This window comes from Acidovorax sp. FG27, from assembly GCF_040365715.1.
Taxonomy (GTDB): domain Bacteria; phylum Pseudomonadota; class Gammaproteobacteria; order Burkholderiales; family Burkholderiaceae_C; genus Paracidovorax.
The window spans coordinates 161,326-186,217 of the sequence record NZ_BAABVY010000012.1; the positions used below are offsets into that span (position 1 = coordinate 161,326).

The 24,892-nt window shown below is 68.5% G+C and carries 19 protein-coding genes; 11 read left to right on the plus strand and 8 right to left on the minus strand.

All coding sequences use genetic code 11. The features are described from left to right. Positions 1–78 precede the first annotated feature (78 nt). Positions 79–2,355, minus strand: a complete 2,277-nt coding sequence (locus ABWV53_RS16680; protein WP_353367275.1) for a putative bifunctional diguanylate cyclase/phosphodiesterase — start codon at positions 2,353–2,355, stop codon at positions 79–81. A gap of 142 nt (positions 2,356–2,497) precedes the next feature. Here ABWV53_RS16680 and ABWV53_RS16685 point away from each other — a divergent pair, with 142 nt between their 5' ends. The 3 genes from ABWV53_RS16685 (at position 2,498) to ABWV53_RS16695 (ending at position 5,371) form a co-directional block, all read left to right on the plus strand. Further along, positions 2,498–3,253 (plus strand): helix-turn-helix domain-containing protein, encoded by a 756-nt coding sequence (locus ABWV53_RS16685; RefSeq protein WP_353367276.1) that lies wholly within the window; start codon positions 2,498–2,500, stop codon positions 3,251–3,253. Positions 3,254–3,444: 191 nt separating this feature from the next. Next, positions 3,445–4,392 (plus strand): DMT family transporter, encoded by a 948-nt coding sequence (locus ABWV53_RS16690; RefSeq protein WP_353367277.1) that lies wholly within the window; start codon positions 3,445–3,447, stop codon positions 4,390–4,392. 73 nt (positions 4,393–4,465) lie between these two features. Further along, positions 4,466–5,371, plus strand: coding sequence for a M48 family metallopeptidase (locus ABWV53_RS16695; protein WP_353367278.1), 906 nt, complete (start codon positions 4,466–4,468; stop codon positions 5,369–5,371). Between the two features lie 105 nt (positions 5,372–5,476). On the opposite strand, the gene ABWV53_RS16700 is transcribed toward ABWV53_RS16695, so the two are convergent. The 3 genes from ABWV53_RS16700 to ABWV53_RS16710 form a co-directional block, all read right to left on the minus strand. Further along, entirely contained in the window at positions 5,477–6,859 is a 1,383-nt protein-coding gene (locus ABWV53_RS16700; protein ID WP_353367279.1) for a tripartite tricarboxylate transporter permease, read from the minus strand. A gap of 18 nt (positions 6,860–6,877) precedes the next feature. Continuing rightward, a complete protein-coding gene (locus ABWV53_RS16705) occupies positions 6,878–7,339 on the minus strand; it encodes a hypothetical protein (RefSeq protein ID WP_353367280.1) in 462 nt (153 codons plus the stop codon). 96 nt (positions 7,340–7,435) lie between these two features. Beyond that, the gene (locus ABWV53_RS16710; protein ID WP_353367281.1) at positions 7,436–8,725 is read right to left on the minus strand and encodes a hydroxymethylglutaryl-CoA reductase, degradative; all 1,290 of its coding nucleotides are present in this window, start codon (positions 8,723–8,725) and stop codon (positions 7,436–7,438) included. A 125-nt stretch (positions 8,726–8,850) separates the two neighbouring features. On the opposite strand from ABWV53_RS16710, the gene ABWV53_RS16715 reads away from it, so the two are divergent. Beyond that, positions 8,851–10,287, plus strand: a complete 1,437-nt coding sequence (locus tag ABWV53_RS16715) for an aminotransferase-like domain-containing protein (RefSeq protein ID WP_353367282.1) — start codon at positions 8,851–8,853, stop codon at positions 10,285–10,287. Positions 10,288–10,429: 142 nt separating this feature from the next. Here the strand turns inward: ABWV53_RS16715 and ABWV53_RS16720 are convergent, their stop codons facing one another. Further along, on the minus strand, positions 10,430–11,068 hold the full coding sequence (locus ABWV53_RS16720) for an MBL fold metallo-hydrolase (protein ID WP_353367283.1): 639 nt from the start codon (positions 11,066–11,068) through the stop codon (positions 10,430–10,432). 249 nt (positions 11,069–11,317) lie between these two features. Between ABWV53_RS16720 and ABWV53_RS16725 the strand changes: the two genes are divergently transcribed. Further along, positions 11,318–11,872 (plus strand): hypothetical protein, encoded by a 555-nt coding sequence (locus ABWV53_RS16725; protein ID WP_353367284.1) that lies wholly within the window; start codon positions 11,318–11,320, stop codon positions 11,870–11,872. A 32-nt stretch (positions 11,873–11,904) separates the two neighbouring features. Beyond that, positions 11,905–12,471, plus strand: coding sequence for a 2'-5' RNA ligase family protein (locus ABWV53_RS16730; protein ID WP_353367285.1), 567 nt, complete (start codon positions 11,905–11,907; stop codon positions 12,469–12,471). A gap of 41 nt (positions 12,472–12,512) precedes the next feature. Here the strand turns inward: ABWV53_RS16730 and ABWV53_RS16735 are convergent, their stop codons facing one another. After that, entirely contained in the window at positions 12,513–14,834 is a 2,322-nt protein-coding gene (locus tag ABWV53_RS16735; protein WP_353367286.1) for a TonB-dependent receptor, read from the minus strand. A gap of 59 nt (positions 14,835–14,893) precedes the next feature. Then, positions 14,894–17,014: a sensor histidine kinase gene (locus tag ABWV53_RS16740; RefSeq protein ID WP_353367287.1), complete on the minus strand. Its 2,121-nt coding sequence runs from the start codon at positions 17,012–17,014 to the stop codon at positions 14,894–14,896. Positions 17,015–17,064: 50 nt separating this feature from the next. On the opposite strand from ABWV53_RS16740, the gene ABWV53_RS16745 reads away from it, so the two are divergent. From ABWV53_RS16745 to ABWV53_RS16760, 4 genes are all read left to right on the plus strand, one after another. Beyond that, positions 17,065–17,823: a response regulator transcription factor gene (locus tag ABWV53_RS16745; RefSeq protein ID WP_353367288.1), complete on the plus strand. Its 759-nt coding sequence runs from the start codon at positions 17,065–17,067 to the stop codon at positions 17,821–17,823. A 209-nt stretch (positions 17,824–18,032) separates the two neighbouring features. Then, complete coding sequence (locus ABWV53_RS16750) at positions 18,033–21,644, plus strand: IPTL-CTERM sorting domain-containing protein (protein ID WP_353367289.1); 3,612 nt, start codon at positions 18,033–18,035, stop codon at positions 21,642–21,644. Positions 21,645–21,884: 240 nt separating this feature from the next. After that, positions 21,885–22,697, plus strand: a complete 813-nt coding sequence (locus tag ABWV53_RS16755) for an OBAP family protein (RefSeq protein WP_353367290.1) — start codon at positions 21,885–21,887, stop codon at positions 22,695–22,697. A 126-nt stretch (positions 22,698–22,823) separates the two neighbouring features. Beyond that, positions 22,824–23,534 carry an SOS response-associated peptidase gene (locus ABWV53_RS16760; protein ID WP_353367291.1) on the plus strand — a complete coding sequence of 237 codons (711 nt, stop codon included), beginning with the start codon at positions 22,824–22,826 and terminating at the stop codon, positions 23,532–23,534. Between the two features lie 30 nt (positions 23,535–23,564). Here ABWV53_RS16760 and ABWV53_RS16765 read toward each other — a convergent pair whose 3' ends face one another. Further along, complete coding sequence (locus tag ABWV53_RS16765) at positions 23,565–23,999, minus strand: pyridoxamine 5'-phosphate oxidase family protein (RefSeq protein ID WP_353367292.1); 435 nt, start codon at positions 23,997–23,999, stop codon at positions 23,565–23,567. Between the two features lie 419 nt (positions 24,000–24,418). Between ABWV53_RS16765 and ABWV53_RS16770 the strand changes: the two genes are divergently transcribed. Next, complete coding sequence (locus ABWV53_RS16770; protein ID WP_353367293.1) at positions 24,419–24,892, plus strand: prepilin-type cleavage/methylation domain-containing protein; 474 nt, start codon at positions 24,419–24,421, stop codon at positions 24,890–24,892.

Consider the following 24,892-nt stretch of genomic DNA (forward strand, 5'->3'; position numbering starts at 1 on the left):
GCCCGAGGCCCTCGGCCTCAGAAGGTGTGACCGAATCCGTCGCGCCCGAGCAGGCATGGCGGGTTCTTTCACGCCTTCTCAGGCCGCTGGCGCCATCCGCAGTGGCGCCGCCGCGGCCGGCTGCGCCTGGGCGGGCTCTGCGGACTCGCCCGGGGCGGGCGCGGTGCTGACCAGGAACGCGCCGGCGGCCTCGGCCGCCATGGGCCGCGCGAACAGGTAGCCCTGCAGCAGGTGGCAGCCCCAGTGCTTGAGCAGCTGCGCCTGCTGCACCGTCTCCACGCCTTCCGCGACGATCTCCAGGCCCAGGTCGAAGGCCAGCCCGATGGCGGTGGCGCAGACGGCCTGGCCGCGGCCGCTCAGGTCCACGTCGCGGATGAACGAGCGGTCGAGCTTGAAGGCATGCACCGGCAGGCGGCGCAGGTAGGTGAGCGACGAGTAGCCGGTGCCGAAGTCGTCGATGGACAGCCGCACGCCCAGGGCGCGCAGGGCGGCCAGCCGTTCGCTGGCGCGTTCGATCTGCGGCATGAGTACCGACTCGGTGATCTCCAGTTCCAGGTCGGCCGGGCGCAGGCGGTGGCGTGCCAGCGTGTCGGTGATGAGCGCCTCCAGCCCTTCGTCTTCCAGCTGGTGCGCCGACAGGTTCACGGCCATGCGCAGGCCGGCGTGGCCCTGGGCATGCCAGGCGGCCAGCTGGCGGCAGGCCTCGTTCAGCACCCACGCGCCCAGCGGGTGGATGACGCCGCTCGATTCGGCCAGCGAGATGAAGCGCAGGGGCGACACCAGCCCGCGCACCGGGTGCTGCCAGCGCACCAGCGCCTCCATGCAGGCGACCTGGCCGGTCTCGCCGTTCACCTGCGGCTGGTAGTGCACCACGAATTCGTGGCGCTCGATGGCCTGGCTGAGCGCGTCCTCCAGCTCCATCTGCTCCTGCAGGTGGTCCTTGAGCGCGGGCGTGAAGGTCTTGAGCGGGCCGCCGCTGCGGCCGTTGGTCTTGGCGTCGTGCAGGGCCAGCTCGGCCGCGTTCATCACCGCCTCGGCCGTGACGCCGTCGCCCGGGAAGCGCGCCACGCCCGCGCTGGCGCGCACGTTCAGCACCTTGCCCGACACCGCGACGGGCAGCGCGAAGGCATTGTCGAGCTGCGCGTACCGCTGGGCCACCGCCTGGGGCGCCAGGCCCGTGCAGACCACCACGAAGCTCGCCCCATGGCCGCGCGCCAGCAGGCCCTGGCCCTGCACCGCCTGCTGCAGGCGGCCCGCCAGCTGGGCCAGCAGCGCGTCGCCGGCCGCATGGCCGTGGGTGGCGCACAGCAGGTCGAACCGGTCGATGTCGAACACGAACACGGCCAGCGACGCCGCCTTGCGCTGGTGTTCGTCCAGCAGCGGGGTCAGCTGGCGCAGCAGCCCGGCGCGGTCGGTGAGCGCGGAAAAGCGGGTGTCGTCCGCGTCGGCCGCGCGGCGCGCCAGCCGGCCCGCGGGCTGCAGCGCAGCGGACGTCTGCGCCGGCTGGGGCTGCTGCTGTTGCTGCGGCTGTGCGGCGGGGCGTGGGCGCGGCGTGGCCGCCGGCGGCATGGCAGACGTGGTGGTGGGACGCGACAGGGCGGCGTCGCCCGCCTGGGCCCGGCGCCGGCGCGACCGCAGGCGCGAATGCAGCCGGCCCAGGTCGGCCATCACCACCCAGAGAAACCCCACGCTCATCAACAGGAAGGCGAAGCCCGACAGGTAGGGCAGCGACAGCGCCCCGGTGTCCGACAGCAGGGCCAGCACGGCGGTCACGGCCATCAGCGCCATGCCCATCCAGGGCAGCTGGCGCCAGTGGGCGCGGTCAGGGCGGCCGGCGTCTGCAGGGCGCAGTCCCGGCAGGCTGGCGGCCATCAGGCCCAGCGTCACCACCCGCAGCAGCTGGAAGGGCATGTCGGCCGTGCCGGAAAGCAGGCGGATCGATTCGCCCCAGGGCAGGGTCAGCACGCGGTCGCCCTCCACCTGGCTGAACCGGTAGCCGTGCGCGGACAGGAAGTTGTACGCCACCAGCACCAGGGTGATGGCGCCGGTCGCTGCCGTGAGCCGCAGCCGGGGCCGGCGCACGCCCAGCGATTCGAAAAGGAACACGGTGACCGGCATCACCAGCAGCGACCAGAGGTTCAGCCACCGGTGGGCGCGCAGCGCGGTGGCCGTGTCCGGGGCGGCGTACTGCATGGCGCAGCACATCTGGAACAGCGCGAACAGGACGCACAGCGCCCCGTAGCCCCACTGCAGCCGCGGCTGGGTGCTGTGGCGCGCGAGCACGACGGAGTACCCGGCACCCATGAGCAGGAAGCCGACTGAGATCAGGTACGCCGTGACGAGTGGGCTTTCCATGGACGAGGCGCGGACAGGCGCGCCTATTACAAAGTTTGACATTTCATTGTGCCCGAGTTGTGTGAAGTCGGGTGGCCCGCTCTCCACGGCTGTACAGAAGCTGGCGGTGCCGTCCTACAGCCTTGGCGGTACCATCGTCCGAATGACCTCCCTTCCGCTCCCTGCGGCGTGCTCCGTGCGCACCTACAGCGGCGAGTACGCCGTGCACGCGCATGACCATGCCCAGGTGGTCTATGCCGTGGCCGGCCGCATGGAGCTCGAAGTGGACGGCCGCGCCCTCTGGGTGGACCGGGCCAGCGGCATCGTGGTGCCGGCGGGCGTGCGGCACGGGTTCCTCGCCCCGCCCGGGGCCCGTTTCTGCGTGATCGACCTGCCTGCGGGCCGGGGCACCGAGCGGGTCCGGCGCTTCGCCGTGCCCGAACGGGCCCGGGGGTGGATCGAAGCGAGCGGGCCGGTGGCGGCGCACGACCCGGAGACCACCGCGCCCGCCTGGCCCAGCGGCGTGGCCCAGGCCTGGCTGGCGCACGGCCCCGCGCTGGCTCAGCAGCTGGCCGGCCTGCTGCACGCCCCGCGCGTGCTGGCGCGGCGGGCCGTGCCGGCCGAGCGGGTCGAGCAGGCCGTGCGCGGCGCGCTGCACGAAGCCTGGCCGACCGCCCGCATGGCGGCCCTCTGCCACCTGAGCGTGCCGCGCTTCCACACCCGCTGGATCGAGCTGACCGGCGCCACGCCCCAGGCCTGGCTGCGCGGCGTGCGGCTGGATGCGGCCGCGCGCTCGCTGGCGGCGGGCCAGCCGCTGGAGCGGGTGGCACTGGCCTGCGGCTATGCCACGGCGTCGGCGCTGGCGTCGGCCCTGCGGCGCGAGCGCGGCGTGGGCGCGCGGCAGTTGCGCCGGCGCTAGGGAAGCTCTGCACGAATCGAGCGGAAAGCAGGCACTGCGGATCGGGAGGGGCTGCAACGCCGCAGACCGCCCGAGTCCGCAGATGCACACGGCGCGGTGATTCGTGCAGAGGTTCCCCAAGCGCCCGGACACGTTCCCAGGTTGAGCGTTGCGCGACATTCGCGCGCGGCCCCGCATGGCAACCTCGCGGCATGGCTGCTTCCTCTCCTTCTTCGTCTTCCCCGTCGACTGCCCCCGCCTCCACCGGAGCCTCCAGCGCGGCGCGCCACGGCGCGCGCGGCGTGGCCATGGTGCTGCTGGCCGCCATGCTCTGGGGCACCACCGGCACGGCGCAGAGCCTGGCGCCGGCGGGCCTGTCGCCCTACTGGGTGGGCGCCCTGCGGCTGGCCGTGGCGGCGGCCTTCTTCGCCGTGCTGGCAGGGGTGCTGCGCCAGCGGGGCGGCCGCCTGGCCTGGCCCCGCGTGCTGGCGGCGGGCGCCTGCGTGGCCGTCTACAACCTGAGCTTCTTCGCGGGCGTGAAGGCCAGCGGCGTGGCCCTGGGCACGGCCATCGCCATCGGCAGCGCGCCCATCTGGGCCGGCCTGCTGCAGACGGTGCAGCTGCGCCGCTGGCCCACGCCCGCCTGGTGGGCGGGCACGCTGCTGGGCGTGGGCGGCGGCGTGGCGATGGCGCTGGACGGGGCGGCCGGCGGCCGCGGCGGCGCCACGGTCCTGGGCATCGCGCTGTGCCTGGCTGCCGGGCTGACCTATGCGGGCTACACGCTGTTGAACAAGCCGCTGGTCGAGCATGCCAGCGCCCCCACGGTCAACCTGGCCGTGTTCGGCACGGCCGCCGTGCTGTCGGTGCCGGCCGCCGGCTGGCTGGCCGGGCCGCTGGCCCTCTCGGCCGGTACCTGGGTCACGGTGGGCTACCTGGGCCTGGTGGCGACCGGGCTGGCCTATCTGCTGTTCACCAGCGCGTTGCGGCACATCTCGGGCGCCACCGGCGTCACCCTGGCGCTGGGCGAGCCGGTCACTGCCTTCGTGCTGGCCGTCGTGGTGGTGGGCGAGACGCCCTCGGTGCTGTCGGTCGCCGGGCTGGTGGCCGTGCTCTCGGGCCTGCTGGTGGTGGTGTGGGCCGAGCTGCGGACGGCACGCTGACGGCGGGCGCTGGCGGCAGCGTGGCTCGGCTGCCTACAGCGGCGCGGGGCCGGCGCCACTAGACTCGGGCGCCATGAAAAACGACCACCTCTCCGCAGCCCCGGCCCTTTCCCGCGATGCCGGTGACGGCCACGACGCCGGCTGCCGCCTGTGCGCGCTGCGGCAGGGCCACGGCGCGTGGAATGCACGCCGCGGCTTCCTGCTGGCGGCGGGAGCGGCCCTGGCCGGCCCGGCGCGGGCGCAGGTCGACGTGGGCTCGTCCTCCGCCATGCGCCAGCTGGTGCCGGCCGAGGGGCTGGAGCAGGCTGCCACCCAGCAGTACGGCAAGATGCTGGAGCAGGCCAAGGCGCAGCGCGCGCTGGCGGGCGACTCCAACCCGCAGCTGCAGAAGCTGCGCGGCATCTCGCAGCGCTTGATTCCGTTCAGCCCGCAGTGGAACAGCCGCGCATCGTCTTGGAAGTGGGAGGTCAACCTGATCGGCAGCAAGCAGATCAATGCCTTCTGCATGCCCGGCGGCAAGATCGCCTTCTACACCGGCATCCTCGACCAGCTGAAGCTGACCGACGACGAGGCCGCCATGGTCATGGGCCACGAGATGGCACACGCCCTGCGTGAACATGCCCGCGCCCGGCTGGCCAAGACGCAGGCCACCAGCATGGGCCTGTCGCTGGGCGCGCAGCTGCTGGGCCTGGGCGACCTGGGCAACGCGGCGGCCAACCTGGGCACGCAGCTCATCACGCTGAAATTCAGCCGCACGGACGAAACCGAGGCCGACCTGGTGGGGCTGGAGCTGGCCGCCCGCGGCGGTTTCGACCCGGACGCCTCGGTCAGCCTCTGGCGCAAGATGGGCGAGGCCACCAAGAACCAGGGCGGGCTGGCGTTCCTCTCCACCCACCCCAGCGGCCCGGACCGCATCCGCCAGCTGGAAGCCAACGTGCCGCGTGTCGAAGGGCTGTACCAGGCCGCCAAGCGCGGCTGACCGCAGGCGCCGTTCGCGCCACCGGATTTCATGCCAAAAGAGCTGCCAGCGCCCGTCCGAAGGGCGTTGGCAGCTCTTTTTTTGATAGCGCGGTGAAGGCGCCGGTCAGAACAGCCGCACGATGGCCGGCACGCTCAGCACCGCCGTGTAGTAGCCCATGAACTGCACGCCGGTGTTGAAGCCGAAGTTGCGCGACAGCAGGCCGCCCAGCAGGCCCATGGTCAGGATGACGAGCAGGCCCAGCAGCTGGCCTTCCCACACGCTGATGACGATGATGAGGCCCACGAAGGTGGCGATGATGGCCTCGTGGCTCACCCGGCGCGAGACGAACAGCGCCGCGCGCCGCGCGAAGTTCATGGCGAACGGGTACGACACCACGGCGGCCAGCAGCACGGCTAGCATGCCGTAGCCCAGGAACTCCCAGTGGTTCAGCAGGTTGTGCAGGTTGTGCGTCTGGCCGGTGGCGGCATCGACGGTGAAGCGCGGCGGTGCGTTGAAGAGCGGCGCGGCCGGGCCCGCGGCCACGGGGCTGAGCGGCAGGCCGAAGGCGATCAGCGGGATCAGCGCCTCGGCGATGTAGGTCGCCTCGGTCACGCCGTTGCGCGCGCTCAGCACGGTGGTCAGCCGGTGGTAGGCGTGCTTGATGCGCGAGCCGACCAGTTCGCCGAGCACCACCGTCATGGCGACGGGGCTGAACACGAAGGTTGCGCTGGAGATGGTGGCGGTGATCAGCGTCCAGCGGGTCTGCACGCGGTCCATCACCTTGAGCGGGTTGGGGAAGTAGCCCGACCAGCCCTTCACGTCCGGCGCCAGGTTGAACTGCCGCACCTGGTCGCGCAGCATGCGCTGGCGGCCGGCCGGCGCGATCACGGTGAATAGGTCGGCGATCAGCGGGCCGATGGCGATGCCGAGGAAGTAGCTGATGCTGAGCTTCACCTCGTACTTCGCCGTCAGCGCCTGCAGCGCGATGATCACCACCACGAAGGGCACCAGCAGCGCCACCGAGGCCCAGCGGCCCGCCGAGAAGTAGGCGATGAGCAGCGCGGCGGCCAGGAAGATCCAGGGCGCCGTCTTGGTGATGGCGGCGCCGAACGGCGCGAGCATGACGGCGAACAGCACGGCCAGCGGCACGGCGACGAAGGCCGCGACGATGGCGCCCGACACCATCTTGCGCAGGGCGATGTGCGGCACGCCCAGCTTGCGCAGCATGTTGGCGTCCTGCAGCAGCGGCGTGGCCAGCGTGTCGCCCGGTATGCCCAGCAGGGCGGTGGGCACGGCATGCGTCATGTGCTTGGCGACGGCGCCGGCCAGGAAAAAGGTGAACACGCCGGCGGGCGGCACGCCCAGCAGCACCACCAGCAGCGTGAGCGGTGCCAGCGTGGTGGTCTCGTCGGTGCCCGAGACCAGGCCGATGGCGGCGAACACTACGGCGCCGATCAGCCCCATGGCGGCGGCGACGGCGATGTCGTTGAGGAGTTGCGGATCCATGTCTTCGGCTCCTTTGCGTCAGCGCGGCGCGCGGCCGGGGGCCGCGGCCGGGGTGGTGGGAGCGTGTGCGTTTTCCAGGAACAGGTCGTAGAGCTTGAGCTCCTTCAACTCCTGCACCACCACCGGCGGCAGGTCGGCGATGGAGCCCAGCCCGCCGGGCTGCGCGGCCAGTTCCTCCAGCACCTCGCGGCGCCAGGCCGGGTCGGTGGAGATGTCCTGCTCTGTCACCTCGCGCTTCGGCGGAAACGCCCGCGCGCAGATCACGCCGGCCGTCACGCAGCCGGCCAGGCCCGCGAGCATGGCGTAGGCGTGCGCCAGCTGCTTCGATTCGACCATCGTGGCGAGCCAGCGGCTGGCCAGGTAGAAGCCGACCACGCTGATGCCGATGCCGATCGCGATGGACCAGGCCAGGTGCCGCAGGTCGACGGTGTCGCCCCAGACTTCGGCCAGCCGCCAGCCGGCGGGATTCGGGGTTGCCATGTGTTGTCTCCTTCGTTGTAGTGTGGCGTTGTGCAGGAAAAGTGCGGGCCGCCCGACGGCGCGGTCGCCTGGCCGGTCGGCGTCCGTGCTGGAGGATCAGCCCTTGGCGCGCAGTTCCTGCAGCACTTCCAGCGCGCGGTCGGTGCGCACGTCGTGCTCGGCGGCCAGGCGCCGGGCCACGGCGTCCACCTCGTCGCCCGTGGCGCCCGCCACCAGGGCGATGTTGCGGGCGTGCAGGGCCATGTGGCCGCGCTGGATGCCTTCGGTGGCGAGGGCCCGCAGGGCGCCCATGTTCTGCGCCAGTCCCACGGCCGCGGCGATCTCGCCGAGTTCCTGCGCGGTCTTCACGTCCATCATCTTGAGCGCCAGGCGCGCCAGCGGATGCGTCTTGGTGGCGCCGCCGACCAGGCCCACGGGCATGGGCAGCTCGATGGTGCCGACCAGTGCGCCGGAGCCGTCCTTCTCCCAGCGCGTGAGCGAGGTGTAGTGGCCGCCTCGGCTGGCGTAGGCATGGGCGCCGGCTTCCACCGCCCGCCAGTCGTTGCCGGTGGCGACGATGACCGGGTCGATGCCGTTCATGATGCCCTTGTTGTGCGTGGCCGCACGGTAGGGATCGATGGCGGCGAAGGTGTAGGCGTCGAGGATGCCTTCGATGATCTCCTCGCCGCTGCGCTCCCTGGTCGCCAGCATCCCGGCCGTGAGCCGCACGCGGGCGCGCGCCAGCCGCAGGTCGGCCAGGTTGGAGAGGATGCGCAGGCGCACCGCGCCGCCGGTGATCTCCTCCACCAGCGGCGCCACCGATTCGGCCATGGTGTTGACGGTGTTGGCGCCCATGGCGTCGCGCACGTCCACGATCAGGTGCATGACGATCATCGCGCCACGCGGCGAGTCGGGGAACACGTGCACCTCGATGTCCTTGCAGCCGCCGCCCAGGCCGATCAGCACCTTGTCGCGGCTGTTGGCGCGCTCGATGATCCGATCCCGCGCCTGCAGCACGGCGATGCGGGCGCCGTACGGGTCGGTGATGCCCACCACCTGCACCTGGGCGCGCATCAGCGGCAGCGTGCTGGAGGTCTGGAAGCCGCCGCCCTCGCGCGCCAGCTTGGCCATGTACGACGCGGCGGCGACGATGGAGGGCTCTTCCACCGCCATCGGGATCAGCACGTCGCGGCCGTTGATCTGGAAGTTGCTGGCCACGCCCATCGGCAGCTCGAAGGTGCCGAACACGTTCTCGATCATGCCGTCCGCCAGGGGCAAGGGCAGGGCGCCGGGCTGGCGCACCAGCGCACGCTCGGCGTCGGTCAGGCCGCAGGCGTCGGCGAGGAAGTCCCAGCGCTGGGCGGGGGTGAGGGAGCGGAACTGGGGCAGGCGCGAATCGGCAACCATGAAGGCGATCTCCTGAAAGTCATGAATCCATCGGATCGCCGGACTGTAGGCAAGGTGTACCATTTTCAAAAGGTACAGTTTGCGAGAACAGTACCATCGCAGTGCAACATGAACGGGAACTGGGAATGGACATGGAGAAGCCAGGCAAGCGGGCGCGTTCGGCTCCCATCGCGAGCCAGCTGGCCGACCTGATCGGCCAGCAGATCGCGGACGGCGTCTACCGCCCCGGCGACAAGCTGCCCTCGCTGCGCGAGCTGGCGCAGCTGCACCGCTATGCCAAGAACACCATCGTGGCGGCGTTCGATCTGCTGGTCTCGCGCGGGCTGGTGGAGCCGCGCCGGGGCTCGGGCTTCTACGTGCTGGGCACGGCGCGGGCCGCGCAACGGGCGCAGGAAGAGTCCGGCCAGCTGGGCCGCGCCATGGACATCGTCTGGCTGATGCGCGAGCAGCTCAAGACCGAGCCCGATGCCGTGGCCGTGGGCGACGGCTTTCCGCCGGTCGAATGGCTGGCCGACATGCGGCTGGACCGCTACCACCAGAAGGTGGTGCGCACCGGCCTGGGCGCGCTCTTCCGCTACGGCAGCCGCTACGGCTACGCGCCGCTGCGGGACAGCCTGGTGCGCAAGCTGGGCGACTTCGGCCTGCAGGCCACGCCCGGCCAGCTGGTGCTGACGCACGGCGCCAACGACGCGATGGACCTGGTCATCCGCTACTTCGTGCCGCCCGGCGCCACGGTGCTGGTGGACGAGCCCGGCTACTACCCGCTGTTCGGCAAGCTCCAGCTGGCCGGCGCGCGGGTGATCGGCGTGCCGCGCCTGGCCGACGGCCCCGACGTAACGGCGCTCGAGGCCCTGCTGCAGCAGGAGCGCCCGCGCCTTTTCTTCACGCAGTCGCTGGCGCACAACCCCACGGGCTCGGACATCACCGCCGCCAAGGCCTACAAGGTGCTGCAGCTGGCCGAGCGCCACAACCTGCTCATCGTGGAAGACGACCCGCTGGCGGACTTCAAGCCCACCTCGGCCGTGCGCCTGTCCACGCTCGACCAGCTGGAGCGCACCATCTACATCGGCAGCTTCTCCAAGTCGTTCTCGGCCGCGCTGCGTGTGGGCTTCATCGCCTGCAACGACGCGCTGGCCAGCGACCTGGCCGACCTGAAGGCGCTGATCCACGTGAGCGGCTCGGAGTACTGCGAGCGCATGGTGGACGTGATGCTGCGGGAAGGCCACTACGCCCGCCACCTGGTGCGCCTGCGCCAGAAGCTGGGCCAGGCCACGGCCCAGGCGCTGGCCTGGCTGGACGGCGCGGGCTGCGAGGTGTTCGCGCGCAGCGCGCAGAGCCTCTACCTGTGGGTGGCGTTCCCCGGCGTGGCCGATTCGCTGCCGCTGGCCGAGCGGCTCATGGCCCGCAAGGTGACCATGGCGCCCGGCCGCGTGTTCCAGGTCGATCCGGCCGTGACCTCGCGCTGGTCGCGCTGCAACGTGGGCGCGATGGCGGACGCACGCTTCGCGGCGGCCATGGCCGGCGTGCTGCCCCAGGCCGGTGGCCGGGCCCGTTCGCCGTGAGCTCTCCCGGCGGTGGGGCTGCCAGAATTTGAGTCAAAATGGCCGCAGGCGCTTGATCTATCTGGGCTTGCAGCTATAAAGATGGTAGCGAAAGGCCTGGCCGGTGCCCTGCTCCTGGCCCGCCGCCCGCCGCCCCGCCGCGTCAGGTATTGCCCACGTAGGGGTTGCTGCGCCGCTCGCGCCCGAACGAGCTTTCCGGCCCGTGGCCGGGAATGAACACCGTCTCGTCGCCCATGGGCCAGAGGCGCTGCACGATGCTGTCGATCAGCTGCTGGTGATTGCCCTGCGGGAAGTCGGTGCGGCCGATGCTGCCGGCGAACAGCACGTCGCCCACGAAGCAGCGCTGGATCTGCGGCGCATGGAACACCACATGGCCGGGCGTGTGGCCGGGGCAGTGGCGCACATGCAGCGTCTCCCGCCCGATTTGCACCGTGTCGCCGTCCTGCAGCCAGCGCGTGGGCGTGAACGATCGCGCCGGCGGAAAGCCGAACATCGCGCTTTGCTGCGGCAGCCCGTCGATCCAGAACTGGTCGCCCGGGTGCGGGCCGGTGATGGGCAGCTGGTGCGTCTCTGCCAGCTCGCCCGCGCCGCCGGCATGGTCGATGTGCGCATGGGTGAGCCAGATCTGCGTGAGCGAGAGGCCGCGCTCGGCCACGGCGGCCAGCAGCCGGTCGATGTCGCCGCCCGGGTCGACCAGCGTGGCTTCGGCGGTGGCATCGCACCAGAGGAGCGAGCAGTTCTGCTGGAAGGCGGTGACGGGGATGGTGTGGTAGTGGAGCATGGGGCGGATCGGCGTGGTTGTCCCGAACGGCGGGCGATGGACGATGGTGGCCAGGGGGTGGCGGTGGAGGGGGCCGGCTTGCGGATTTCCGATTGTCCGTGAGTACGGCAGGGCGCCTGGCGATCACCCGTGGGGCGTTGGCGTGCCGACGTCTTTCAGACATTGCAGCACAGGGCCTACGCCCTCCTGGGACGACGCACCCGAGGCTCTGCGAGGCCGGAGTCTCCCGGCGCCGACCACTCATCGACCATGAACATTGCTTGCCTTGGCTGGGGTTCTCTCATCTGGAAATCGGGGGTGCTTCCGGTGGCATCCGAGTGGCACGACGATGGCCCACGGCTTCCCATCGAATTTGCGCGCGAAGGCGATCACGGCGAGCTGGCGACTGTCCTCTGCGCTGGCGCAGAGGAGCAGGCCGTATGGTGGGCGATGCTCTCGTCCACCGACCTGCGCCAGGCCCGCGAGCTGCTGCGCCAGCGCGAAGAGATCGACCCTGAGCACCCCGAATGGGTGGGCGATACCGAGGCGGATCGGCACGGAGCGGCCGGCGAAGCCATTCGCGCATGGGCGCGTGCCGAGGGCATCGACGCCGTGGTCTGGACCGCCTTGCCGCCGCGGTGTGACGGCATCGACGGACAGGTGCCTTCCGAGGACGATGCAGTCCGGTATCTCGACGCGCTGGAGGGCGAGGAGCGTGCGCATGCCGAGCAATACGTCAGGCGCGTGCCGGCCATGATCGCCACCCGCAACCGTGCGGCCATCGAACGCGCGCTGGGCTGGACGCCGGCGCCTTTCGATTCGTGACCCGCTCCTGCCCTTCGGAAGACTGCAAGCCGATGACCGAGTCATTCCAGCCTTTGCCCAAGAGCGGGTCGGCTGCCGAACCGGATGCGACGGCGCTCATCGTCACGCTGCAAATGGACCCTACAGCCTCGGCACGGTTCACCGCGCTGCGGCGACAGCATTTCCCTGCGCATCGGAACTGGCTGGACGCGCACATCACGCTGTTCCACTCCCTGCCCGTGGGGTCCGTGGACCTCGTACTGCGAGACGCGCAAGCGCTCGCATCGAGCATCGAGCCGTTCGGGCTGCATGTCGATCGGGTGCAGTTCCTCGGCGCCGGCGTGGCCTATGCCTTGTCGTCCGTGCAGGCGGTGCGGCTGCGCAGCGCGCTGGCCGAGCGCTGGTCCTCCCTTTTAGGCCCGCAAGACCGGGCCAAGCGGGGAGCGCTGCACATCACGGTGCAAAACAAGGTGCCGCCTGCCGCCGCCAGGCAGTTGCAGGGCGAACTCGAACAGGCGTTCGAGCCGCACGACATTGCCGCGGTGGGCGTTCAGGTCTGGTACTACGTCGGCGGTCCGTGGCGGCACGCAGCGACTGTTCCGTTCTCGGGCAGGGCATGAAACCAGGTCATCGGGCCTGACGCCCTTGCGCACTCGGCCCCTCAGAAATCCACCTTGAGCGTGATGCCCACAGTCCTCGGGGAACCCACCGTGGCCACGTAGGCACCGTTGGCTGTGGCCGTCACCGCCGGGAAGTACCGCTTGTCCAGCGCATTGCGAACCCACAGTGACAGATTCCACAGCCGCCCCCCTTCCGCCAGGTCCCAGCTGCTGGCCACGTTGAACACGCCGTACGAGGGCGTGCGGGCATCGATCGAGGCTTCCAGCGTGCCGTCCTTGCCGGACTGCCAGGCATAGGCTGCCGTAACGGCATGGGTGACGGAGGGCGACCAGCGGTAGCGGTACTCCCCGCCGGCCCGGAACATCCAGCGCGGCGCACCGGCCACCTGGCGGCCGGAGAGGCTGCAGCGGGCCGCCGGCTGCGCCAGGGCAGTCTCCGGCGGGCAGGGCGCATTCTCGTAATTCGAATAGCGCGCATCGTTGAAGGACCCGTTCGACCAGAGCGTCAGCCCCCGGGCCGGCCGGCCCTGGACTTCGAGCTCAACGCCCCTCGATCTCACATCCCCCGCATTGGTCAGTATCTGCACGAAGTTGCCCACCCCGGCGCCGGATGGCACCAAGTAGGCCGTCTGGTATCCGCCCACCAGGGCCGCGAAGACATTCACGTTGACGTGCAGCCGGTCATCGAGAAAGCGCCCCTTGAAGCCGACGTCCAGGCTGTTTATCCGTTCGGGGCCGACCATCAGCGACTGCACGCCCAGCGGGCCCGGAGCGGCGCCCGGGCCCGCGAGGTTGATGCCGCCGGACTTCTCCCCATGCGACAAGCTCACATATCCCAGCAGCGCCGGGTCCCATCGGTAGCTCGCGCTGAGCAGTCCGGAGGGGCTGAACTGGCGTGTGCGCAGCGGACCGGTGTCGTAGGCGCCCAGCACCAGCGGGTTGTTCCGCAGGCTGGCAGTGGCAGGCGAGCCGCCGATGGAGTCCCCGCGGTGGATGCGCGCCTTCTTCGCCTCCTGCGTGACGCGCAGCCCCGCAGTGATGTCCAGCCGGTCCGTGGAGTGCCAGGTGGCCTGGGAAAACAGCGCATGGCTCTGCGTGTCCAGCGCACCGTGATTGATGCTGTAGGCGTTCGCGAATACTGGGATGGGCGTGCCTTGCAACACGATATCGGCGCGGGGGCCGAAGTCGGTCCACCCCGCATTGCGGGTCCGTTGACGCAGCAGGTAGGTACCGACGACGTAACTGAGCGGTCCGCCGGATGGGCCGGCCAGCCGCAGTTCCTGCGACAGCTGCTGCTGCCTGAGTGCGCTGCCGCCTTCCAGCAGCACCGGAATGTTCAGGCTGTCGTTGGTGATCCGGGCAAAGCGCCAGTCGCGTGCGGCGGTGATCGATGTGATCTCGGCGCCCGAGGCCAGGCGCCAGCGTGCCTGGGCAGAAACGGCGTTCTGGTCGCTGCGGGCGGATTCCTCTCCGTCCACGTTGATTTCGCGCCGGCGGGGATCGGTGACGATGCCGGTCGCACCGCCCGCGATCGCCCGGGCGAGGGCCAGGCCGGGGCCGAGGCCATAGGTCACCGCAGTGGCGCTGCTGCCGCGCTCGCGGTGGTGCTCCGCAATGAGCCGAAGGTCGAATTCGCCGCCGTCACGCGCCAACAGTTGCGCCCGCACTCCCGATCGATCGCTGCCACCCAGCTTCTCTGCGTTGTAGAGGTTGGTGATCGAACCGGGCTCATGGGTGTCATACACCAGCAAGCGGCCTGCCGCGTCTTCGGCCAGCGGGCCCGACAGAATGGCCTGCGCCTGTCGCAGCCCGCGCGCGCCGGTCGTCCAACGGACGCTCCGCTCTGCCTCGAAGGCTGGCGGCCTGGTATGCACGCTCAGAACACCTGCCGTGGTGTTCTTGCCGTAGAGCGTGCCCTGCGGCCCTCGCAGCAAATCCACGCTTTCCACGTCCAGCAGATCGAACGCGGCCATGCCCGCGCGGCCCAGGTAGACGTTGTCGATGTAGACCCCGGTGCTGCCCTCCAGGCCATCGTTGCTGGGGTTCAGGCCGATACCCCGCACGGCGATGGTGAGGCGGCGCGCGTCGGGGGTGGCGATGTTCGTGCTCGGCAATCGCTGGGCCAGATCGCCCAGGCGCTGCATGCGCGACGCGTCGATCTCGCGCTCCCCGACGACGGTGACGGGCACGGGAACGGATTGCACAGGCTCTTCGTGCCCACGGGCGTTCACGGTCATCGATGGCAGCTCCCCTCCATCGAGCGGCTGCGCAGCGGTCATGGCGGGCGTCACGCCGACGGCCAGACTCAACAAGGCGAGCGACAGTTCCAGGCAGCGAAAGAGGGCAGTGGGTGAAAGCGTCATGGGGTGGGGCAACGGGTCACTGTCTCAACAGGCGGCGGGCACGCATCGGCCCGGGCGGCTCATCGTTTTTCCGGCGCGGGGCCGAAGATGGGCAGAACCAGGCGGAAGGTGGCACCTTGCGGGCTGTTCGCGACTAGCAGCACGTCGCCGCCGTGGCGCCTTGCAATCTCCCGGGCGAGATGCAGGCCCAGGCCCGAGCCAGCGACGGTGGCCACCGTGTCGGAGCGAAAGTACTTCTCGAAGATCTGCCGGACATCCGCTGCCGGGACGCCAGGGCCCCGGTCGGCGACATCGATCCGGGCGGTGTCGCCGGCACGGGTCAGCGTGATCGACACGCTGCTTTCCGCCGGCGAATACTTGAGTGCGTTGTGCATCAGGTTCTGCAGCGCGATCTCGATGAGTGCCCTGTCCGCGACCACCTCCAGAGCGCCTTGCGTCGTGAGCTGAAGCCGTTCCGCCCCGGCCTGGTTGAAACCTTGGCACAGTTGAAGCAGCACGGCTTGCAGGTCGAGGGATTGCAGCCGCAAGGAGCGCTCATCCAGGCGGAGCCGGTCCGCCATCAGGATGTTCTCGATGAGCAGGGACAGGCGGAGCACCGACCGGCGGATCCGCTCCGTCCTGCGCCGTACCGCCGACTCCCCGCCGAATCGGGACAGGTCCAGCGACTGGGCTGCCGCGTCGATGACCGCCAGCGGCGTACGGAATTCATGCGAAACCATGGAGACGAATTCCTGCTGCTGGTCCGCCATCCGGCGTGTGTCCTCCAACGACTGCCGAAGCCGTGTCTCCAGTCGACCGCGCTTGCCGATTTCATCGCGCAGTGCGGCATTGGTGCCCGCCAGCTCGGCCGTGCGGCGTGCCACGGTGGACTCCAGCGCCTGCTCGGCGGCAACGCGAGCGGACAGTGCGAGCTCGCGTTGCCGCAGCACTTCCCGCTCGGCGCGCCGCGTGCGGTCTGCCACGGCGACATTCAGCAAGATCAGATGGGCCAGCACTCCCAGCAGATAGAGGTGCTCGGGGGCTGCCCCCGGGAGAGCGTCGCCCAGCCACACCTTGACCAGGTTGTAGAGGCCGATCAGCGTGCCGACGGAGAACGCTGCCGCGGGCAGAAGATATTGCACCAGCCTTCGAACGGCGATGAGATAGAGGACGAAGGCCGCACCGAAGACGGTCGATGCCGTCGCCATCAGGCTGACCCCAGGGCCGATGGGCACGTGCAGGGGCGTCAGCGCCAGCACGAACGCCATCAGGTTGAAGGCCGCAACGGCCATGAACCCTCGGAAGGCCGGTGGCCAGTGCCTGCGGAACCCGAACAGACGCGCCATGAACCAGGTGGCGACCGTGTTGAAGAGGCAGTTGACGGCCAGCACCGCTTGCGCGACAAGGTCCGGGCGTGTGTCCAGCGCCCACTCCGCAAGGTAGCCCAGACGGGCCATGGCCAAGCCTGCGACGGCGATGACGTACAGCGCATAGTGTCCGTACAGCGTGTCTCTGAGCCACGACATGAAGACCAGGTTCATGCAGACCGACAGCAGCGCAGCGCCCAGCAAGACGCCGATGGCCGTGTAGTCCCGCTTCTGGAAGCGGTCGAACCCCGCTGCTTGCCACACATCGATCTCGGCCCGCAGCGGGGCGCCCGCATTGCTGAGCTTCAGGTAGTACGCGCGCGGCTCGGGTGCGACATCGATGGGAAAGACGAAGTTGTGATCGGGGACGGCGCGGCCTGTGAAAGGCTGGCGGTCGCCCAGACGGGTTTCAGCGTAGCCGCCGTGCCCGTCCGGTGCGTAGAGTGTCGCGTGGTTGATTCGGGGAGGGCGCAGTCGCAACAGCCATCCCGCCCTGGAATCGGGCGTCCGCTGCAAGGTGAAGCGGACCCACACCGTCTCCCGCGTGAAGCTCTGTTCCACGGCGCCCGGCAGATGAACGAAGCTGTCCTTCCGCGGGCCATGGACCATGTCTTCCAAGGTCTGGGCGCCGGATGGATCGGTGTGCATCCACAAGGCGCCGGCGAGGTCCTTCGGAGCCTCCAGACCATCGCTGGCGTCCAGAACCACCGCATGTGCGGGGTGAGTCGCCATCACCGCAGCCGCCAGGGCCAGCGCAAGAAAACGCAAGACGCGCAAACGCAGGCAGACGAGGGCAAGAAGTGACGGATAGGGCGGCATGGAATGGCCGTGCATGCCGGCCAGCCCGGGCAGAGCGTAAAGCGTGCGAATCTACAATTATTGTCATGTCATCGGCAAGCCTTCATCTCGCCTCGCGCATCTACGTGGTCGAGGACGACGACGATCTCCGCGACGAAATGGTCTTCTCGCTGGGGGAGGTGGGCTTCGTGGCGGAAGGTTTTGCGTCCGCGCCGGCGTTCTACAAAGCCTTTGCGCTGGCGCCGTGCGACATCGCGGTGGTGGACATCGGCCTGCCCGGTGAGAGCGGCTTGTCGATCGTGGCCCACCTGCGCAGCACCCGCGGGGTGGGGCTCGTACTCGTCACGGCCCGCGGCCAGCTCGAGGACCGGCTGAATGGCCTGCGGCAGGGTGCCGACGCCTATTTGGTGAAGCCGGTCCACCTGCAGGAGCTCGCCGAGACGCTGAACGCCCTGGGACGGCGGCTGCACCGTGACCAGCCTCCTCCTGCACCGTTGCAAGCGCCCGTGCTTGCCGCTGCATCGGTGCCGGCGGCCACGGCACAGGACAACCGGCGCCCGAATGAATGGCGGCTCCTGGAGGGCAACTGGGTCTTGTGCGATCCCGAGGGGCGCCGCATGAAGCTGACCACCACGGAGCGCGTCTTCGTTGCGCGCCTGTTCAAGAGCAGGGGTAGCGCGGTGAGTCGGGACGACCTCATCCGCGCCCTGGGTGGCGACGTTTTCGACTTCGATGGACACCGCATCGACGCCATCGCCAGCCGGGTCCGGCGCAAGGCCGAAAAGCAGGGCATGCAGTTGCCCCTGCATTCGGTCCGCGGTACGGGATACGTGTTGGTGCGCTGACGCCGACCGCCGCGTTCCCCTCGCGGCCAAACCGATCCCGTCGGCGCGAGGGCGTACCACTGATTTCCTGCTTTCCACACCGATCCATGGGCGCCGGTGTCAGAGGGGTGGCCGTCAGAAATGGTCAGAAACCGTGATGAAGCATGCATGAATGTCCAGAGCCTTATGGGAGACTCCGCGCCGTTGCACGCTAAAGGCTCTCATCCCCGATGGACACTCCACGTCACCTGGCGCAGTTCGACCACGCAGTCACTCCGCAAGTTCCTTCCAAAAATCCGCATGTGAACGCCCGCAGCTGGGCACTGGCAGCGGGGCTCGTACTTCCGCTCCTGGGCTTTTCATCGGCTGCAATGGGCCAAAGTGCCGATCTGGTGCTCGCGCAGCACGTGGTCGCCCCCGATCCCGTGCCCGCTGGCGGCATCGCCACCATCACGATGACCGTCCAGAACAACGGCGCGAACGCGGCGAGCAATGTGGTGCTGACGGACAGCATCCCACCCGGCTCCACCTTCGTGAGCATGACCGCAAGCAACGGCGGATCGTGCACGGCGGCCCCTCCCTACGAGTGCGCATGGGGCTCCATACCCTATCCGGGATCACGCACCGTCACGCTTCGCGTCCGGCTGCCCTCCGCAACGGTGTGGACCAACTCGGCTTCCATCGATGCGTCCACGCCGGATTCCAACGCTGCGAACAACTCCCTGACGCGAAACATCACCGTGGTGGCCGCCGCCGACCTGGGAATCATGGCCTCCAGTTCGGCGGGTACGGGAACGGTGGCCGCTGGCACTCCGTACACCTACAGCCTGGCCGTCAGCAATTCCGGGCCGGACCCACTCCCGCCAGGGCAGGCGCCGGTCCTCACGTTCAACGTGCCCACGGGCTCATCCGTGAGGAGCGTGCCGACGGGCGCCGGCTGGTCCTGCCAGCCAGCCAACGGCTATCCCAGGACCGCCCCTGCCGGAGGCGCACCAGGCGCTCAGATCACCTGCTCCCGCGACGACGCCCTGGCCGTGGGCTCCAGCTATCCCACCATCACCGTCCCGGCGGTAGCCAACGTCACCGGCGCCGTCGATGCGACTTTCGATGTGCGCTCCGACTTCCCTGATGGAGACACCGGAAACAACACGGCGACGGTGCGCGTGGATCTCAGCGACGGCACGGACATGAGCATCGACAAGACCGCGAGCCTGAGCGCGTCTGGCAGTGCTACCCGAGCGACCTATACGCTCACGGCGCGGCAGCAAGGCGGAAGTGCGCCGACTGGGGTTACCGTACGCGATACGCTGCCAGCCGGTCTCAACTACGTTTCGCACACTGCGTCTCCGCCTTGGACATGCGACTTCGCGCTGACGCAAGCGAACACCCTGACGTGCGTGTACGCAGGAACCTATGCGGGAGGGCCCTACACCGCGCTGCCCGCGATCACCCTGGTCACCGAAGTGGCAGGCCTGGGCGACATCCCGAACACCGGCCAGGTGAGTGCGGATCAGACCGATCCCAATGGCGCCAACAACACCTCCACCGTGACGGTGAACAACTCGGCCGACCTGGGCATCGCCAAGACATCAGACATCAACCCTGTCGTCGTGGGCGCACCCTACAACTGGACCATCGTCGTACGGAACTATGGCCCGATGCCGGTGTTGGCCGGCCAGACCATTCAAGTGGTGGAGAACCTGCCCGATGGCATGGTGATCCGGGCCCCTGTCACCAGCACGGGTTGGACTTGCACGGGTGCCTATACGGCGGACAGCACCCCCGTGGGCTATCCCACGAATGGCAATGCAGTGACATTGTCTTGCTCGAATCTGCGAACGACCAATCTAGCATTCAATGCGGCTTCCGGGATTGCTGCGCCGACCCTTGTCGTGCCGGTGTCAAACTCAGTGCCCGGTGCGGTTACCAATTCGGCGTGTGTGAGTTTGACCGGCGCAGGGCCTGTTGAGCCAGGCTCTGCCGGGTCCCTCAGAGATAATTGCGTGGCGGCAGGCACTACCGGCACGGATGTCAATAACTCCGCGGATCTCCAGATCATCAAGACCGCATCGCAGGGTTCGGTGGTGGTGGGTCAACCTCTGACCTACACGTTGGAGGTCAAGAACCTTTCGACGACCAACTCTGCGACGCGTGTGCATGTATACGACACGGTGAGCAATCTGCTCACCAGTGCCGGATCGCCAGGTTTGGTGTCTATCGTTGCACCAGCGGGTGACTCGTGCACTCCAACAGCGCCGAACGACACGGGCTCGGCAAGCATCGACTGCAACCTCAACACGCTGGCGGCGAATACATCGAAGACGGTGACCATCACCATCCTGCCGAACAACGCAACGGCGGCTCCATTGGCGCGGGTCAATACCGCGACCGTGAACTCGCTGGACATTGGCGATCCGACCCGGGGCAACAACAGCGATTCCGTGACGACGAGCATCCTGCCCCGCGTCGATGCCACGGTGGCCAAAACGGTCAATCCGAGCAGTGGCGCCCGAGTGGGCCAGCCGATGGTCTACACCGTCACGGCGCGCAATGCCGGCCCCTCCACGGCCAACGAACTGGTGATCACCGACGTGATGCCGGCCAATACCGCGTTCATCAGCGTGGGCACGCCGTCCAACGGCGGGACGTGCTCCTCCGTCCCCGCGGTGGGTGCTGGCGGAACGCTGTCGTGCCGCTGGACGAACGTGGCCGGCAACAGCAACCGCACGGTGACGTTCACGGTGCGCCCGCTGGCAGCGGCGTTGAACACCACGATCACCAACGTGGTCAACGTCACCGTCGGCGCGAACGATACCGAGACCGACACCACGAACAACTCCGCGAGCGTGGATGCGACCGTCACGGACTCGCTGGTCGATATCCTGGTTCAAAAGACCGACACCGTGGATCCGGTCCCTCTGGGCGGTGACACCACGTACCGCATCAACATCCGCAATGCGGGCCCGTCATACGGCACCAACCTGGTGTTGGTCGATACCTTCCCGATCGCAGGGAACACGGCCCGCTTCAGCTATCAGGGCCAGCTGACGGCGTCAGTGGCCGGCACCACTGTCACGCCAGCATGCAGCGAGCCCGCCATCGGCGCGATGACCGGCACGCTGCGCTGCACGTTCCCCACTTTGGCGGTCGGCGTGGCCAACGAGGTCGTACTGACCTATCGGATGCGCGCGGAGAGCATCATCGCCGCAGGGGATTACTCGGGCACGCAGGGCAACAAAGCAGTGGTCTCGGTGGATGAAGTCGAAGTCCAGCTGACCAACAACGAAGTGAACGAAGACACGACGACGAGTCGCGCTGCGCCTGCGCCAGGTGGTGAGATCGATCTCGGCATCGCCAAGACCGTGGCGACAGGTCAAGCGCTGCCGGGCACCGAGTTCGACTACACGCTGACGGTGACGAACAACCAGGCGGTGGGAAGTGGACGTGACGTCGTTGCAGCCAACGGCGCGCAGGTCACGGATACGCTGCCAGCAGGGCTGTCATTCGTCTCGGCCGCAGGCTGCTCGTACGCTTCGGCCACCCGCCAGCTGACTTGCGTCGTCCCGAGTCTTGCCGCAGGCGCGACGACGGCCTTCACGTTGCGAGTGAAGGTGGATTCCCCCTACACAGGTGAAGCCACGCTGAGCAATACCGCATGCGTCGACATGCCGGCAGACCCGGTGAGCGCGAACAACTGTTCCACCGCCACCAAACCGGCGGGCACGCCTCCCGCGACGCCCGTTCCCACCCTGTCGCAGTGGGCGCTGATCGTCCTGTCCCTTTTGGTGGGCGCACTGGCGATCCGGCGCATCGGAGGGATCGCCCGTCATCCTCGCCCTTGAGTTCCAGGGATGAACCGCAAAGGCCCCGCAGTCCACGGCTGCGGGGCCTTTGTGCTGGTGCAACTCCTGCCCCGTTGCTCAGAGCGCAGTGGGAAGCGCCGGAGTCCTCGGCGGCACATTACTGATCTCCGGTCGCAGGTGGCGGTTGGGCGCTGATGATGGAGGTCGCCATCCGCCGGGTCCTACATCCTTCGCGGCAGCGCCGCCATAAGTTGGCCCGATGCACATCGGAGACCCACCATGACATTCACGCCCCTTGCGGCCACGCTGCTGCTGGCCGCCGCAGCGCTCGCCGGTTGCGGAGACAGAGACACCGCGTCGAACGTTGCCGCCCCCGGTGCGCCGGAGACTGCGAAGACCAAGGTCCTCGAGGCCGGCGCGATGGTGCTTCAGAACAAGCCCCCCGTCGAGGCCATCAACACCTACCTCAACGGCTTTCACTTCTACAACGGCCGGCCTGGGGTGCAGATGGAGGCCCATCACTACTGTTCCATCCTCAACGAAGACGTGACCCAGTGCGTGATCTTCGACGGCAACCAGAAGGACGCCAAGATCATGGGCATCGAATACATCGTGAGCGCGAAGCTCTTCGCGGCGCTGCCTCCCGAAGAGAAGGCGCTCTGGCACAGCCACGTACACGAGGTCCGATCCGGCCAGCTCTTCGCACCCGGAATTCCAGAAGTGGCCGAGAAGGAGCTGATGAAGAAGCTGATCGGCACCTACGGCAAGACCTGGCACACCTGGCACACCGATGTCGACAAGCCGCTGCCGCTCGGCCTCCCCCAGTTGATGATGGGCTTCACCGCCGACGGGCAGACCGACCCGGCCATGGTCGCGGCGCGCGACCAGCGCTTCGGCATCGACAGCGCCGACAAGCGCAAGGGACGCGAAGACCTGGCCACTCCCGCCATCGACCCGGGGGCGGATGCCTGGCAGAGGGGCCACGTCGTGCAGATCGCCGATCCCACGGGCAGCCAGCACGCGCACGAAGCGGCCACCCGAGGCGCGCAAACCAAGGGGCCGGACGTCAACGCCCGATCCAACAGGCCGTAGAGGGTGGGCGCGGCGCGGGCCGTGCGCGTCGACGGGTGGATGCCCCGGCCGCGCCTGCCGACAACCTCCTACGGTATGCGATGCGAATGGGCCGCACGCTCGCCCTTTTTTGTTGGAGGAGCGCGCATGTGTAACACCTACAAGCCACCGGCTGACGCAAGGGCCATCGAGCAGGGCTGGGAGATCAGCAACAGCCGGGGCAATGGCCGCTGGTGGGACGATGTGCTCTACCCCCATGGCAACGGGCCCTTCGTGCGCCGCGCAAAGGGTGATGCGGGCTTTTCGCGGGAACTGGTGGTGGGGCAGTGGGGATTGATCCCCTGGTTCGCGAAGGACCCGCGACCAAAGTACCCGACCCACAACGCACGCAGCGAGGAGCTGGCGCAAAAAGCGAGCTACAAGGATCCATGGGCGCGTGGACAGCGCTGCATCATCGCGGCCGAGACGTTCGACGAGCCGAACTGGGAAACAGGCAGGAACGTGTGGTGGCGCTTTCGCCGAGCGGATGGCCAGCTCTGGGGCCTGGCAGGCCTGTGGAACACCTGGACCGACCCCGCCAGCGGGGAGGTGCGCGAGAGCTACACCATGCTGACCCTCAACGCGGACGCCGACCCGCTGATGCGGCGCATGCACAGACACAATCCGAAGCGGGCGGCAGAGCACCAGGACAAGCGCAGCGTGATCGCCCTCGCCCCGGAGGACTACGACCAGTGGCTTTCCGGAACGCTGCGAGACGCCCAGTCGCTACTGCGGCTGGCGCCACCCGGCGTCTATGACGCAGGCCCCGCCGAGGGCGAGGCGCCGGCCGTGCCGGTCAACGCCCCGCTGCTGTTCTGATCAGGCAGGTGGGGCCGATGGCCGGCGGCGTCAGAGCGGAATTTCGCCTTCGTCCGCGCCCTTCCAGTAGTGCATGCGATTCGCGTGCACCTTGATCATCACGACCCCGGGCGTGTCCACCCCCTGTGGGAACCAGTGGTCCAGATCCTTCGTCCAGTGTTCGGCGAACTGCGCCTTGTCCCGGATCAACTCCGCATGCCCTTCGATGGCGATGAACAGCCCAGGGCCGCTCGACCGATCCGCCGTGCTGGAGAAGGTCAGGCCGACCTTCGCATCGCGTTCGATATCGCCCACCGTGCGCGCATCCTCGAAGGTGAAGAAGTAGCTGTCGCCCTGGTATTCGACTTCGCCGTTGTTGCTCATGGGGCGGCTCGCGATCTCTCCGCCTTCGGTGCGGGTCGAGAGCATTCCGAAATCGATGCGGCGCATTGCATCGGACAGGGTTTGCAAGGTCATCTCAGCCATGGGATTCTCCGAAACGTTGGAACGAGACCACTGATTTGCCGGGTGTTTCGGTGGGCGCGCTGTAGTCCCGCAGCGCCAAACCGGCGCAGTGGAGTTCTACCCTTCAAGCAACAAGTGGTTGAACAGGTAGGAACATGTCGCCGCTGACGCCGCCCACTCTGGCGCGACCTATCAAAAGACCTTCGCGCCCTGTCGTTTCACGCTCGATTGGTCTTCAGTGTGCGTTTCTGCCTCGTTCCGAAGCGGCAGAAGCAGTTCCTCTGGTTTGGAAAGAGGCTTTTCCTGACACGCGGACACCCATGTTTCAGACGTTGCGAAGCCTATGATCGCTAATGCAACCAATTGTTAGCCGTCGCGGGCCGGAACGCTTTGCCATGTCCCATCCACCCCAAGCCTTGCCAAAGGCCTGAAGCTCGCGCATGCAACGGATCATGATCCGCCATCGCCGCGCTCTGCATGCCCTGGGCGTGACCCTGCTGGAGCTGATGATCGCGGTCACCCTGGTCGGCTTGCTGATGGCGGTGGCGCTGCCCAGCTACCACGCGTATGTCGAGCGGGGCAAGATCGCCATTGCCAAGCGGGACATCCTCGAGATCAGTTTCAAGCTGGAGCGGTACCTCTACTTCAAGAATGCGTTTCCCGACACCCTGGCCGACCTGCCCGACACGCGCCTGGACCCGTGGGGAGCTCCCTACCGGTATCTGTCCATGGAAGGTGCCAAGGTCGGCGAGAAGCGCAAGGACAAATCGCTTCATCCCCTGAACAGCGACTATGACCTGTACAGCATGGGCCCGGATGGCCAGAGCCAAACGCCACTGACCGCGAAAGCCAGCCGTGACGATATCATCCGCGCCAACAACGGCGGCTTCATCGGCGTGGCCGCGGATTACTGA